Source organism: Massilia aurea (assembly GCF_040790145.1).
Lineage (GTDB): Bacteria > Pseudomonadota > Gammaproteobacteria > Burkholderiales > Burkholderiaceae_D > Telluria > Telluria aurea_C.
The window spans coordinates 1-14,686 of sequence record NZ_JBFMMP010000029.1 but is presented as its reverse complement, the minus strand read 5'-3'; the positions used below and the strand labels follow the sequence as shown (position 1 = coordinate 14,686).

Below are 14,686 nucleotides of genomic sequence, written 5' to 3'. Positions count from 1 at the left end.
CGCACCCGGTTCAATGCAGCCGCGTGACGCTCGCAAGATGTGACGCCGGCGGCTTGTCCCACTCGTCCAGCATTGCCAGCAGCGCCGGGTCCTGGATAAACGCCGCGCTGGAGCGCCCCGTGAGCAAGCGTTCGGGCGGCATCGAGCGGGCCACTACATAGCCCTGCACGTAATCGACGCCGATCTCTTGCAGCGTCTGCACGGTGGCCGCATCCTCGGCCCACTCCGCAATCGTCTTCATGCCCAGGTTCACCGCCAGGCTGACGATCGCCTCGACGATCGCCACATTGGCCGGATGGGCGTTGATATTGACGATGAAATTGCCGTCGATCTTGAGCACGTCGGCCGGCAATTCCTTCAGGTACGAGAATGACGTATAACCGGCGCCGAAGTCGTCCAGCGCCACTTTCACGCCGAAGCCGCGCACCTGGTCGATGAAGCGGCGGGTGTTGTCCAGGTCGTGCAGGGCCACGCTCTCGGTGATTTCCAGGCACAGGCGGCTGGCCACGTGCACGTATCGGCCCAGGATCTCGAACGTGTCCTGGACGAAGCGCTCGTCATTGAGCGACGCGCCCGACAGGTTCATGCACACGAAGCGTGTGTTGACCAGCTCATCATTGTGCGCGGCGATCCAGTCCAGCGTGCTGGTGAGTACCCAGCGGTCGATCATGCTCGCGCGCCCGCTCTTTTCGGCGGCGGCGATCACGGGCCCGGCCGGCACAATGCGGCCATCGGATTCGCGCATGCGCAGCAGCACTTCGAAATTGAGCGATTCGTGCGGTGTGCGCAGCGACATGATCGGCTGCATTTCGAGCAGCAGGTTGTCGGTGGCGCCAGGGCTGGAGAGCCGTTCGACCAGGTCGAGTTCGGCGGCGCGCTGGCGGAATGCTTCGGCGCCCCGCTCATATACGACCAGGCCGTCGCCCGTGCCGGTCTTGGCTTCGCGGCAGGCGCGGTCGGCGGTGGAGACGGCGTCCTTCATCGGCATGCCCGGCACTACCTCGATCAGGCCGACCGACGCGCGCACGTGGAAGGCCTTGTCGCCGACCCTGTATGGCGTGCTGCCGAGCCGGTCGACCACGCCGCGGCTGATGATCGAGGCCAGCGGGATCGCCGTTTCCGGCATCACGATCACGAATTCGTCGCCGCCCACGCGGCCCAGTTGCTGGCCGCCGGCCAGCATCGCGCTCATGCGCTCGCACACTTGCTTGAGCACTTCATCGCCGGCCGCATGGCCGAACAGGTCGTTGATCAGCTTGAAGCGGTCGAGGTCGACATACGCCAGCGCCATCGGCCGGCCGGCCGCGAGGCTTGCACAGGCATTGCTGAACTCGCGCTCGATGCCGCGCCGGTTGAAGACCTTGGTCAGCGGATCGTTGTTGGCCATGAAGCGCAGCTGCTCGGTGGCCTTGTGTTTTTCGGTGGTGTCCTGGAGCACGCCTTCGATGCGGGCGCGCGCCAGCGTGGCGCTGACCTGGAAGCGCTGACTGCCGTCGCGGCTGGTCAGCTCCATCTCGGCCTCGACCTTGGCATGCACCTGCTCATGCAGATTGGCCCAGCTTGCTTCGGTGAAGAACTGGCGCCAGGCCGTGCGCCCCGCCGTGAAGCTTGTGATGCCCAGCATCTTTTGCAAGGCCGGATTGACACTCAGGAAGTGCCCGTAGGTATCTAGCGTGAACAGGCCGACCGGCATCGCCTGGTAGGCGTGCTCGAGCTCTTCCTGGGCTTCCTGGCGCTTCTCCGTTTCCATGCGCATCTGTTCGGCCACGGCCAGCGCAGCCAGCAGGCTCGACGCAAGCGCGGCGGTGACGCTGTTGATCACGCCCAGCAACTCGCGCATGCCGAACGCGGCGGACGCCACTTCGGCCAGCGAGGCAATGAAGGTGACGGCGAACGAGGCTGCGAACCAGCCCGCGACCCGGGTGCGCGATTCGATGATGATCTTGAAAAGGCCAATGGTCATCAACGAGAAGCAGCACACCAGGATGCCCCACATCAGTGGCAGGTACATGCCATACGGAACCAGGATGGCGGCGGCCAGCATCGGCATGCACAGCCACTGCATGACACGCATCGGCACCACGTAGCGCATCTCGGCCAGGTGTTCCCTGAGCAGGGCCTGGTACAGCGTCAATGTCGCGATGCCATACATGGTAAGCGTGACCGCGCGGCTGCGCAGCAGCCACTCGGACGGCACGGCCTGGCCGAGCCACTGGATGTCCCAACCGGCCGACAGCGCACCCACGCGCAGGTTCAGGATCAACCAACCGGCAAACATCACGTACACCGGCTGCCGGTTGATCAGGGCGGTGATGATGATGAACAGCGCCAGCACGATCATGCCGCCGTCGAGCAGACCAGACTTGCGGTGGTATTGCTTGACCGACAATGCGTACCCCTCGACCGGCCACTGCACCACCGACAGGCGCGCCGGACCCGAGAACGTGCCGCGGCACAGCAACTGGCGCGGCAATGGCTCGATGCGCAGCGCAAAGCCCGCCTTGTCGGCGCGCAGCAGGGGGCTGCCTTCGCTGCGGCTGGCGCGGCCGACCGGCGCCAGCGTGGCAGCGTTCCAGCAAGCGATATCCAGCGCATGGCGTGACGGAAATTCGAGCACCTGCTCGCCCGGGCGCGGCATCGGCTCGACCACGAACCAGACAGGCGCCTCGGACAGGTGGGTGTCATGGGTATTGGTCAGCGGGCGCTCGCGCGTCGGCACCAGCGCACCCGCCGGATCGAGCGTGCCGGCCTCGTCGACCATCACGTGCATCGTCAGCGGCACATCGCCGCTCGTGCGGTACTCGTCATGCCAGAAGACAAGCGCAATCAGCGACACGACCACAATCCCGATCGGGATGAGGTAATACGAAAACATCTTCAGAACCAGCTCGACAACCGCTTGCAAGGCGGCCGGCAGCGACGCACGGAACTGATGGGAAAGCTTGGGCATGAGCGGCCTTGGTAATGCACGTGTCCACCGTGCAGACTACGGCGGCCATAAAGCGCAAGGATACAGCTTTACCGTAGTGCCGTCATGCAATTAGTAGTCGCAGAAACAGTAGTCGCAGAAACGCCCATCGGCGCCACGCGCCGGGGCGTCATGCGACGGCGAGCTCTGCAGGCGCCGGCCAAGTCCTGGTTGCTGGCAGCGCGCGCGGGGCGATGTCGATGTCAGGATGGCGTGTATTGAAGAAGAAATCGAACATCGGATGACGCGCCTCGGCCCAGCGTTGCTCGAAGGTGGCGATTTCAAACGCCATCACCCGGTGTGGGATATTCCCAACATGCCGTAGCGGCACCAGGCCATCTTCCGGGAACACATCGACAAACAGCATCTGTTCATACTGCCGGTCGACCGGCGGGCGGCCCGTGGCCACCGAATAGTCGATCGCGTTGTCCTGGCAATACATGAAGCAGGCCTTGACCAGTGCGATCTTGACCATGCGGCCTACCCGCCCTTCGTCGATCGCCAGTCGGGTCGCTTCCACCAGGCGCTTGTCCTGCAACCAGTCCGGCAGCACCACCGATTCTTCCACGCCGAGCGGGCGCTGCAGGTTGGTGCGGATGCGGGTACTGCCGATCGGCGTGCCATCGAGCTTGGACTCGGCCAGCAACACGATGGTGTCGGTGTCGTAGTCAGCCGCCTCGGGCTGGGCCAGGCTGCGTGCGAAATCCGGCACGTGGCGGGCGTAGGCGGCGTGGCGAATCCGCACGGCCTTGAGCAGGTCGGCCTCGGTCTCCACCCGGCGGATCGTGAACGGCAAACGCTCGGTCTTGCTGCCGGTAACCGGGGGGCATACAGGGCGTGGCCGGGACAGCGTGGACGGGTTGATGACAGATGCGGGGAACTGCTCCATGACGGCACTCCTGGGTTGATTAAATGAAACAGAAATTGTCTGGATCTCATTATCAATCCGCTCACGAACAATCGAACTGCTGAGCAGGCGTGCTTTTTACCCTCAATTTAATTTAACGTAAAACGGGCCTCACAGCGTGTGCGTTAAAGGCTATGCAAGCGGCATGACCGACGCCCGTTCTACAGCATCCGCGCCGTGCCCGAAACCCGGATCGACCCGCCTGCCGCAGCGCCAATCTCGGCCGTGATCAGCGAGCGCATGCCCATGTCCTCGCCCTGCACCACGTCGATCCGCCCGCCATGCGGCCAGCCGATGTCGCGCAGGTAACCACCCAGTGCGGCGCTGGCGGCGCCGGTCGCCGGGTCTTCCTTCACCCCGCCCGAGGCGAAGGCGTTGCGTGTATGAAACAGCTGATCGTGCTCGGCCCAGGCCAGCACGATCGTCACCAGGCCATGCTCTTGCATCAGGGTGCGGCCGGCCTCGAGCTCGTAATCCATCGCGCCGAGCGCCGCGCGCGCGGTCAGCGCCAGCAGCAGATGGTCGGCGCCGGCATGGATGCGGGCCGGCGGCATGCGAGAGTCGAGGTCGGCCCGGTGATAGCCGAACAAATCGAGCGCCGCATCGATCAAGGCATCCGGGGCGATACCGCTGCGCGTTGGCGGCGATTGCAGCGCCGCCTGCATGCGTGCGCCATCGCGCCAGCCATCGACCGTGATGGCGGCGTCATTCAAGGTGAGTGCAAAGCGGCCGTCGCCATGCCTGCGCGCCAGGGCGGCGCCGAGGGCGATGGTCGCATGGCCGCAAAACGGCACTTCGGAGGCTGGCGAAAAATACCGCACGCGCCAGCGCGCGCCTTCGGGCGCGGCGAAGGCGGTTTCGGAAAAGCCGACCCCGTGCGCGATGCGCGCCATCTCGGCCGCCGGCGGCAGGGCTGCGCCTATCCAGACGCCGGCCGGATTGCCGCCCTGCCCGTGATCGTCAAAAGCAGCGATGCGTTCGATGTCCTGTTCCATGGGCGTTCTCAGAGGTTGGAAAAAAATATGGCAGCGTCAGTCGCGCCGCGCCTCGATGCGGGGCAGCAGCACCGCCAGGATGCCCAGCAGCGGCAGGAACGACGCAATCTGGTACACCTGCGCAATGCCGTGGGCGTCGGCGATGCTGCCCATGGCGGCCGCGCCCACGCCGCTGATGCCGAACATCAGGCCGAAGAAAATCCCCGAGATCAGGCCGACCTTGCCCGGCACCAATTCTTGCGCGAACACGACGATGGCCGAGAACGCCGACGACATCACCAGCCCGATGATCACCGACAGCACGCCGGTCCAGAACAGGTCGGCGTACGGCAGCGCGATGGTGAACGGCGCCGCGCCCAGGATCGAGAACCAGATCACGCGCTTGCGCCCGATCTTGTCGCCGATCGGCCCGCCCGCGAAGGTGCCCAGTGCCACCGACGCCAGGAACAGGAACAGGTACATCTGCGCCGTGCCCACCGGCAGGTGGAATTTCTCGATCAGGAAAAACGTGTAGTAGGTCTGCAGGCTGGCCATGTAGATGTACTTGGAGAACACCAGCAGCGCCAGCACGGCCAGCGCCTGGATCACCTTCTTGCGCGGCAGCGCCGGGCCGGCATGCAGCGCCGCCTTTTTCACCATATTCATCAGGTGGTTGCTGTACCAGCGGCTCACGCCGATCAACACCGCCACGGCGACGAGCACCAGCAGCATGAACCAGGCGATCTCGGCCTGGCCGCGCCCGACGACGATGGCGGCGGCGAGCAGCGGCCCGAGCGCCGAGCCGGCATTGCCGCCGACCTGGAACACCGACTGCGCAAAGCCGAAGCGCCCGCCCGAAGCCAGCCGCGCCACGCGCGAGGCTTCTGGGTGGAAGGTCGACGAACCGACGCCGATCATGCCGGCGGCGACCAGCAGCATGGAATAACTGTTCGCCCAAGCGAGCAGGGCAACGCCCAGCAACGTCACGCACATCCCGGCCGGCAGCAGGAACGGGATCGGGCGCTTGTCGGTGTACAGGCCAATCCACGGCTGCAGTAGCGAGGCGGTGCACTGGAACATCAAGGTGATCAGGCCGACCTGGGTAAACGTCAGATTGAACTCGTGCTTGAGGAGTGGATAGATCGAGGGCAGCACCGCCTGCACGCAGTCGTTGAGCAGGTGAACAAAGGCGACCGAGAGGAGGATTTGCATGACGGCGCCGGAGGCGGCCGGGGTTGCGGTGGTGGTGGTGGACGGCGATGAAGGTATGGACATGGACGACGTGATTGGACTTGGCCAGCGTGGTATGGACAGTCCGACAGCATAAGCGAAAACCAGCGCCTGCGTGCGGCGCCGGTTGCTTACACCATTGGCAGATGCACGTCGTACCCGCCCTCGCCGGGCGCCTTGGCGGGTACCCAAGTACTTCGCGCAACCACCTCGTTCAACGTTAGTGGCAGCGCAAGCAAACTTGGGTACCCGCCTCCGCGGGTACGACGGTTTTTGGGCCAACGACTACGGCGCGCGATTGCACTAATTGCAGACGCACGTCGTACCCGCCTTCGCGGGTACGACGGTTTTGAGGCTAACGATTAAAGCGCGCCAATCAGCCCGCCGGCACCAGTCGGATCGCCTGCCCGCCACCTGGCGCCAGCACCATCTTGATGGTGTCGCCGCTGGTCACCGTGCGCTGTTCGATCACCAGGTCGAAGCGCCGCTCGCTGCGGTAGTCGGCCTGGTCGCCGTCGCGATAGATCTCGGCCACGTACGACTTGCCCTGGTCGAGGAACGACAATGGCAGATCGAGCGTGCGCGCATTGCGGTCGGTGACCGAGCCGACATACCAGGCGCTCGAATTGCGGTCCTTGCGCGCAATGGTCGCGTATTCACCCACCGCGCCGTGCAGCACGCGCGTATCGTCCCAGTCGGTCGGCACGTCGCGGATGAACTTGAACGCGCCCGGATACCGGTCGTAGTGCTCGATCAGGTCGGCCGCCATCACCACCGGCGAATAGATCAGCACGAAGTTCGCCAGCTGCTTGGCCTGGGTCGAGTTGAACGGCTTCTTGTCCTTGCCTTCCAGGCTCAGGATGCCCGGCGTGTAATCGAGCGGGCCGCTGAGCATGCGGGTAAACACCAGGTTCGCCTCGTGCTCGACGCTGTTGACCGGATTGCCCCAGGCGTTGTACTCCACGCCGCGCGCGCCTTCACGCGAGATCCAGTTTGGATAGGTGCGGCGCAGGCCCGTGTCTTTCACCGGTTCGTGCGTGTTGATGGCGATCTTGTAGCGCGCCGCGTCCTCGACCACTTTCTGGTAGTGGCGCACGCCCTCTTGCGAGTCGGTGTAGCCGAAGTGGATCTTGCCGTTCCTGCCCATGAACTGCGCCGCGCCGCCATCGGTCACGTAGCCGGTCTTGATGCTGTCCACGCCGTTCTTGGCATACAGGCGGAACGCCGCATCCATCTGCTTCTCGTAATGCGCTATATTCCCGCCGGTCTCGTGGTGGCCGATGATGTGCACGCCGCGCGCCTTGCCGTATGCCGCCAGCGCCGGCAGGTCGAAGCGTGGATTGGACTTCGTGAAGTCCATGTCCGCGCCATTGCCGGCCCAGTCGCTGTCCCAGCCCGGGTTCCAGCCTTCCACCAGCACGCCCCGGAAGCCATTCTTGGCCGCGAAGTCGATATAGCGTTTGGTGTACTCGGTGGTGGCGCCCAGTTTGTCGCCGGCAGCCCAGCTCTTGGTTTCCAGGTGCATGTCCCACCAGACGCCGACATACTTCGACGGCTTGACCCACGAGACGTCGCCCAGCTTGTTCGGTTCGTTCAGGTTCAGCACGAGGTCGGACATATACAGGCCCGCCGCGTCACCGGCGATCTGCAGCGTGCGCCATGGCGTCGTGAAGCTGCCGGTGCGCACGACCGGCGCGCCGCTGGCCGACGGCGTCAGGTGCGCGCGCAGGCGCTGGCCCTCGACCCGGCGCAGCCACATCGACGCGTAGTCGACCAGCGCCGCTTCGTGGAAGGCGATGTGGGTGCCATTGTCCATCTTCACCGTCATCGGCGTGTTGGCCATGCCCACTTCGCGCAAGGGCGACTTCTGGATCGGATATTCGAGCGCCCAGACTTCGCCGGCCTGCTGCCACCAGGCGGTGGCCGGTTGGGCAACGACGAATTCGGTCAGCTCGTCGGCGATGTGCACAGCGCGGTTATTCGCCTGCTTCGGGAATTCGTAGCGAAAGCCCACGCCATCGTCGAACACGCGAAACACAATCGCCAGGCGCCGGCCATCCTTCTTCTGGTGCACGTCCACGCGCAGCTGCTTGTAGTGATTGCGCACGGTGCGGCGCTCGCCCCAAGGCTGCTCCCAGGTGCTGTCGTGCGCGGTAACGAGGTGGCGTTCCATCGCGAAGCCGGCGTCGAGCGGCTTGTCGCTGGCCAGCACGAAGCCCAGGCGCGACGGCGCGATCACCGGCTGGCCATTGCGCTCGACCTGGTACGACAGGCGCCCGTCCGGTGCGACCTGCAACGACACCTTCAATACCTTGCCGGGCGACTCGACGCTGGCCATCAAGTCTTCGGCCGACACCACGCCGGTGCTGATCACCATGCCCAGCGCCACGAGACTCACCTTCAATAAACTGGTACGCATCCTTCGTCTCCTGTCTTGTAATAATTTCAACCTGAAATCGGTCGCCTTGGATAGTCCGGCATCGGGCATGCGCGGTCAACGCCCTGCTAAAGCGAATCTGAAGATTCATTCAAACGCCCGGGCGCCAGCGCACTGGTAAACTCCCGCCATGAAAATTCTCATGATCGAAGACGACCTGGCGATCGGCCAGGCGCTGTTGTCGGTATTCCGGGACGAAGGCCACACGGCGCTCTGGCTGCGCCTGGCCGTGGATGCGGTCGCGCGCATGCGCAGCGAATCGTTCGACGCCGTGGTGCTCGACCTCGGGCTGCCCGACGGCGACGGCACCGACGTGCTGCGCGCGCTGCGTGATGAGGGCGTGCGCTTGCCGGTGTTGATCATCAGCGCGCGCGACAGCCTGCAAGACCGCCTGAAGGGGTTCGACCTGGGCGCCGACGACTACCTGATCAAGCCGTTCGAGATCCCGGAACTATTGGTGCGCCTGCGCGCGATCGTGCGCCGCAGCCACGGCGCGATGGAAGAAAACCTGTGGGTGGCAGGCGACATCGTGCTCGACGAGAACCGCATGCTCGTCACGCGCGACGGCCAGCCGGTCACGCTGTCGAAAACCGAATTCGCGCTGCTGCTCACGCTGATGAAGCAGGCCAACCGCGTGCTCACGCGCGTCGAACTCGAACGGCGCGCCCTGCCCTCGGGCGAAGGCCAGAGCCAGACGCTCGATGTCCATATCTTCAATCTGCGCAAGAAGGTAGGCGAAGGCGTGGTCCGCACCGTGCGCGGCGTCGGCTACATGGTCCAGCGCGATGCGTAGCGCGTATCTCGATCAGCAGTCGTCGCTGTTCCGGCGCCTGATGTTCAGCTTTGCCGGCGTGATCGTCAGCGTCGCGATCATCGGCCTGTTGTGGATGTTCTACGAAGCCAAGATCACGCAGCGCACGCGCACCTTCAGCGAGAACAAGGCGCACACGCTCAACATCCTGGCCCACATGCGCGATGTGGGCGCCCGCCCCGAGCGCATGCTGCCGGCGCTGGCCGCGATCGAAGTGAACCGCCAGCGCATGTTCAGGGAACTCGATTACCACTCCCACGTGCGCGTGCGCGTCTGGCTCGACGGCCGCCTGCTGTACAACTCGATGCCGGACCTGCCGGATGCCTTGCCCGAAGTGGCCACGCCGGATGCCTATGCGTGGGTGCGCTGGACCGCGCACGACCCGGACAAGCGCATCGTCGTCGAGCGCCGCCACGAAGTCGACGACGAGTGGATGCTCACGATCTGGGGTGTGAGCTTTTTGCTGTCGTCGACGTTTTTCAGCTTGCCGCTGCTATTGATCCCGGCGTGGCTGATCGTGGGCATCGGCCTGCGCCCGCTGCGCTCGATCGCCTCGAGCATCGCCCAGCGCACCGACGCCGACCTGACGCCGCTGCCCGACTCCAAGTACAAGGAGCTCTCGCCGCTGGTGGTCGCCATCAACGGCTTGATGCATCGCCTGTCCCAACGCATCGAGCACGAGCACGAGTTCCTCACCGACGCCGCGCACGAGCTCAAGACGCCGCTGGCCGCGATCCAGATCAACGCCCACGTGCTGCTCAGCCGCGCGGGCGCCGAGATGGCCGAACGCTGCGCCGAACCGGCGGCCGGCCTGCGCGGCGGCGTGGCGCGCGCCACCCACACGGTGCACCAGTTGCTGGCCCTTGAGCGGGCACGCGCGGAACCGCAGGTGGCGCAGGCCTGCCCGCTGACCGGTGTGGCCGACTTCGTGCGCGAGCGCGTCGCGGCGGCCGCGCACCTGGCCGTGCAGCGCAATATCGACATCGAGTTCGATGCCGACCCGGACGCCGGCGGCACGCTGCCGCTGCACCTGGAAAGCATGGCGTCGGCGGTCGATAACCTGATCAGCAACGCGATCAAGTATTCGCCGCCGGATGGCCGCATCGCGGTGCGCCTGACGCGCGGGGCGGCTGGCTACCGGCTGGCGATCTGCGACGGCGGGCCGGGCATCGCACCCGAGCTGCAAGACAAGGTGTTCGAGCGCTTTTACCGGGTGCCGGGCCAGGAGCAACTGGGCTCCGGCCTGGGGCTGGCGATCGCCGAACGGGGCGCAGCCAGGAATGGCGGGACCATCTCGCTGCAGGAAGGCGACCAGGGTCGCGGCGTGTGCGCGGTCATTGTGTTTTCGGGGGCCGTGGCGTAGTTTGCCTGGATCGTAGAAAGGCCTGCGGCTTTCCAAGATAGTCCGCTGACCTGATAACCGTCGTTCCAGCGAAGGCTGGAACCCAGGTTCATCAACTCGGCCGCGAAATTTTTAATGGCCCGCTACGGACTTGGGTTCCAGCCTCCGCTGGAACGACGAGCAGCTGGCGGCGCGTCGAGCGCAACGCCGGCAACTTCATGACGGCTGCTCTCATCCCTGCAGCAAAAACGGCAGCACGCGTTCGAGCAGCGCGTCCGGCGCTTCCTCGGCGATGTAGTGCCCGCACGGCAGCGCCCCGCCCTGCACGTCAGCCGCCACCAGCTGCCACTCCTTGAGCGGATCAAAGCAGCGCCCCACCACGCCCTGCTCGCCCCACAGCACCATGAGCGGCAGGCTTAACTTGCCGCCCTTATCCCGATCGAGCCGGTCGTGATCAAGATCGATTGTCGCGCTGGCCCGGTAGTCTTCGCAGATGCCGTGCGCGGCGCCCGGCAACGCCAGGCAGCGCTGGTATTCGGCCAGCGCGCGTGGATCGAACGGCGCCAGGCCGGCGCTGCGCTTGCCCATCACATCGCGCACGTACGCGGCCGGATCGGCCCCGATCAGGCGCTCGGGCAGCGGCGCCGGCTGGATCAGGAAGAACCAGTGCCAGTAGGCGCGTGCAAACGCCTCCGAGGTTTGCTCGTACATCGCCAGCGTCGGCGCAATATCGAGCAGCGCCATGCGTTGCACCGCCTGCGGATGGTCCAGCGCCAGCCGGTGCGCCACGCGCGCGCCGCGGTCGTGGGCGAGCACGCGGAAGGTCTTGAAATCCAGTGACAGCATCACCGCCACCATGTCGGCCGCCATCGCGCGCTTGCTGTAGTTGGCGTGATCAAGGGCGCCCTGCGGCCTCGACGAATCGCCATAGCCGCGCAGGTCGCACGCCACCACCGTGAAGTGCTGCGCCAGGCGCGGCGCGATGCGGTGCCAGATGGCGTGGGTTTGCGGGTGGCCGTGCAGCAGCAGGAGCGGCGGACCGGATCCGCCGACGATGGCGTTGATGGTGACGGTGGGGTCGACCTCGACCTGCAGGGCGCGAAAATTGGGGAACAGTGCTGTCATCGTTGTGAGTCTCCTGGTGGGCCGGATCATGCTGCGGCATCGACTATACACGCACCCGATTTGGAAAAAAAAAGACCGGTCCGCGCGTGCACTTTTGTCCTTACGCGAACCTGACAATCGGCCACTGTTGTAATTACGTCATTCGCGATTACCACGAATTGACACTCAAGCAAGCGCTGAGCAGTATGAGGTCGAGGTCCCCGGCCTCGCCCTTCCCAGTGGAACACCCGTGTTTGAACAAAAAAGGATCAGCACCATGCAGAGAGCCAAGACGCAAAAGACAGCAGTTGCCCTCGCCATCGCCGCGCTGTGCGCAGGCGTTGCCCAGGCCCAGGAAGTACCGCAAGTCGACACCACCGCCACGTCCGCGACAGTCGTCGTCACCGGTACCCGGGTTGCCAACCGCACCGTGCTCGACACCACCGCGCCCGTCGACGTCATCTCGGCCGAGACCCTGAAGAATTCGGGCAGCACCGAAATGACCCAGGCGCTGTCGATGGCCCTGCCTTCGCTGAACTTCCCGCGTCCGTCGCTGACCGACGGCACCGACACCATCCGCCCGGCCACGCTGCGCGGCATGTCGCCCGACCAGACCCTGGTGCTGGTGAACTCCAAGCGCCGCCATGCATCGTCGCTGGTGAACGTGAACGGCTCGATCGGCCGCGGTTCGGCAGCGGTCGACCTGAACACCATCCCGACCGCGATCGTCAAATCGGTCGAGGTCCTGCGTGACGGCGCCGCCGCCCAATACGGCTCGGACGCGATTTCGGGCGTGGTCAATATGCGCCTGCGCACCGACCGCACCGGCGGCGAAGCGACCGTCAACTACGGCGCCAACAAGACCGAATACGATCTGTACAACGCCGCGCCACCGGCCGGCGGCACCTGGGCCGCCCCGGCCTCACGCAAGCGCACCGATGGCCAGACCGCCACGGTCAGTATCTGGAAAGGCCTGGCGCTGGGCGAGACCGGCTACCTGACGATCGCCGGCGAATTCCGCGACCAGAACCGCAACGAGCGCGCCGGCTACGACATGCGCCAGCAGTACGCGCTGGTCAATGGCGCGTTCGACCCGCGCGAAAACACGATCAACCGCTTCAACGCCTGGACCGGCGAGCCTGACATGAAGCAGTCCACGCTGTTCGCCAACGCCGGCAACGACATGGGCGGCGGCGTCAAGGTGTACGGCTGGGCGAGCTACCAGGACCGCGACGCCACGTCGGCCGGCTACGCCCGCATCCCGCAAGACGCGCGCAACATCCAGTCGATCTACCCGGACGGCTTTTTGCCGTTGATCTCGCCGACCGTGAAAGACTTCTCGGCCACCGGCGGCGTGACCTGGCTGGCCGGCGAGTGGGACATGGACGCCTCGCTCGGCTACGGCAAGAACAAGATGGAATACACCATCGAGAACACGCTGAACCGCTCCCTCGGACCGACCAGCAAGACGTCGTTCTACGCCGGCGGCTACTCGTACGACCAGGCCGTGGCCAACCTGACCGGTGTGCGCAGCGTCGAGATGGCGTCGTTCTCGTCGCCGCTGAACGTGGCGGTCGGTATCGAAGCGCGTCGCGAAGGCTATGAGCTGTTCGCCGGCGAAGAGCAGTCGTACAGCTTCGGCGGCGCGCTGCTGCCGAACGGCACGCCGACGGCGCCGGGCGCCCAGGTATTCCCGGGCTTCCGCCCGTCGAACGAAGTTGATTCGCACCGCAACGCCATCGGCGCCTTTGTCGATCTGGAAGCGAACGTGACGCCCGAGCTGCTGGCATCGGTGGCCGTGCGTGGCGAGCGCTATTCGGACTTCGGCAACAGCCTGGCCGGCAAACTGGCGCTGCGCTACGACTTCAACCAGAACTTCGCCCTGCGCGGCGCGATCCAGAACGGCTTCCGCGCGCCATCGCCGCAGCAGCAGAACTTCACCGCGACCTCGACCAACTTCATCAACGGCGTGCCGTTCGAGATCACCACCTTCCGCCCGGACGATCCGGTCGCCGTCGCCCTGGGCGCCAAGCCGCTCGACGCCGAGAAATCGATCAACGCCTCGCTCGGCGCGGTGATGCGCTTCGGCGCCGTGAGCGTGACGGTCGACGCCTACCGCATCGACATCGAAGACCGCATCATCCTGTCCGAGAACCTGACGCAGACGAATGTGCGCAACTACATCGCCAGCCAGGGCTTCATGGGCGTCGGCGGCGGCCGCTTCTTCATCAACGGCGTGGACACCACCACCAAGGGTGTCGATATCGTCATGAGCATGCCGTACAACGCGGGCGACGCCGGCAAGTTCGACCTGACGCTGGCGGCCAACTTCACCGACACCGAAGTGACCAAGACGCCGACCACGGCCCAGCTCTCGGGCCTGAGCCCGGCGCCGGTGCTGTTCGACCGCCTGAACGTGCTGTCGCTGGAAAAAGGCCAGCCGAAGAACAAGATCAGCGCGAACGTGAACTGGAAGCTGGGCCAGTGGGGCGCGACGCTGCGCGCCACACGCTACGGCGAAGTGCTGTCGCCGGGCACCACGGCCGCCTTCGACTTCGAGATGGGCGCCAAGACCACGGTCGACCTGGAAGGCCGCTTCGCGGTCACGCCGAAGCTGACCCTGGCGCTGGGCGCGGATAACGTGTTCGACCAGTACCCGGAAACGCTGCCGCCGACGCTCAACACCACCGGTAACACGCCGTTCTCGACGTATGCACCGTTCGGTCGTTCGGGTCGTTATATCTACGGCCGCGCGACGTACGCGTTTTGATGATGGGGGTGTGCTGAGTGACTTGGGTCCCCGCCTCCGCGGGGACGACGTGCGAGGGTCACGTGACTATGCACGTCGTTCCCGCGGAGGCGCACTGCTGTCCGGAATAATTTGCTTGACTTAGGAAGTAGGGGTTGCAGGCA

9 protein-coding genes are annotated in these 14,686 nt (G+C 65.4%); 3 read left to right on the top strand and 6 right to left on the bottom strand.

Features of this window, described 5'->3' with window-relative positions; genetic code table 11:
• Positions 1–10 precede the first annotated feature (10 nt).
• The 5 genes from AB2N08_RS22350 to AB2N08_RS22330 all read right to left on the bottom strand — a co-directional run bounded on the left by AB2N08_RS22350 (position 11) and on the right by AB2N08_RS22330 (position 8,498).
• On the bottom strand, positions 11–2,950 hold the full coding sequence (locus AB2N08_RS22350) for a putative bifunctional diguanylate cyclase/phosphodiesterase (RefSeq protein WP_367613106.1): 2,940 nt from the start codon (positions 2,948–2,950) through the stop codon (positions 11–13).
• Positions 2,951–3,098: 148 nt separating this feature from the next.
• A complete protein-coding gene (locus AB2N08_RS22345; protein ID WP_367613105.1) occupies positions 3,099–3,857 on the bottom strand; it encodes an N-acyl amino acid synthase FeeM domain-containing protein in 759 nt (252 codons plus the stop codon).
• Positions 3,858–4,036: 179 nt separating this feature from the next.
• Positions 4,037–4,870 (bottom strand): PhzF family phenazine biosynthesis protein, encoded by an 834-nt coding sequence (locus AB2N08_RS22340; protein ID WP_367613104.1) that lies wholly within the window; start codon positions 4,868–4,870, stop codon positions 4,037–4,039.
• A gap of 36 nt (positions 4,871–4,906) precedes the next feature.
• A complete protein-coding gene (locus AB2N08_RS22335) occupies positions 4,907–6,061 on the bottom strand; it encodes an MFS transporter (RefSeq protein ID WP_367613103.1) in 1,155 nt (384 codons plus the stop codon).
• Between the two features lie 394 nt (positions 6,062–6,455).
• The gene (locus AB2N08_RS22330) at positions 6,456–8,498 is read right to left on the bottom strand and encodes a glycoside hydrolase family 97 protein (protein WP_367613102.1); all 2,043 of its coding nucleotides are present in this window, start codon (positions 8,496–8,498) and stop codon (positions 6,456–6,458) included.
• 148 nt (positions 8,499–8,646) lie between these two features.
• On the opposite strand from AB2N08_RS22330, the gene AB2N08_RS22325 reads away from it, so the two are divergent.
• Positions 8,647–9,309, top strand: a complete 663-nt coding sequence (locus AB2N08_RS22325; RefSeq protein WP_367613101.1) for a response regulator — start codon at positions 8,647–8,649, stop codon at positions 9,307–9,309.
• Complete coding sequence (locus tag AB2N08_RS22320; protein ID WP_367613100.1) at positions 9,302–10,690, top strand: ATP-binding protein; 1,389 nt, start codon at positions 9,302–9,304, stop codon at positions 10,688–10,690. Before AB2N08_RS22325 ends, AB2N08_RS22320 begins: the two co-directional genes overlap by 8 nt.
• A gap of 210 nt (positions 10,691–10,900) precedes the next feature.
• Here the strand turns inward: AB2N08_RS22320 and AB2N08_RS22315 are convergent, their stop codons facing one another.
• A complete protein-coding gene (locus AB2N08_RS22315; RefSeq protein WP_367613099.1) occupies positions 10,901–11,794 on the bottom strand; it encodes an alpha/beta fold hydrolase in 894 nt (297 codons plus the stop codon).
• A 256-nt stretch (positions 11,795–12,050) separates the two neighbouring features.
• Between AB2N08_RS22315 and AB2N08_RS22310 the strand changes: the two genes are divergently transcribed.
• Entirely contained in the window at positions 12,051–14,543 is a 2,493-nt protein-coding gene (locus AB2N08_RS22310; protein WP_367613098.1) for a TonB-dependent receptor plug domain-containing protein, read from the top strand.
• Positions 14,544–14,686 lie beyond the last annotated feature (143 nt).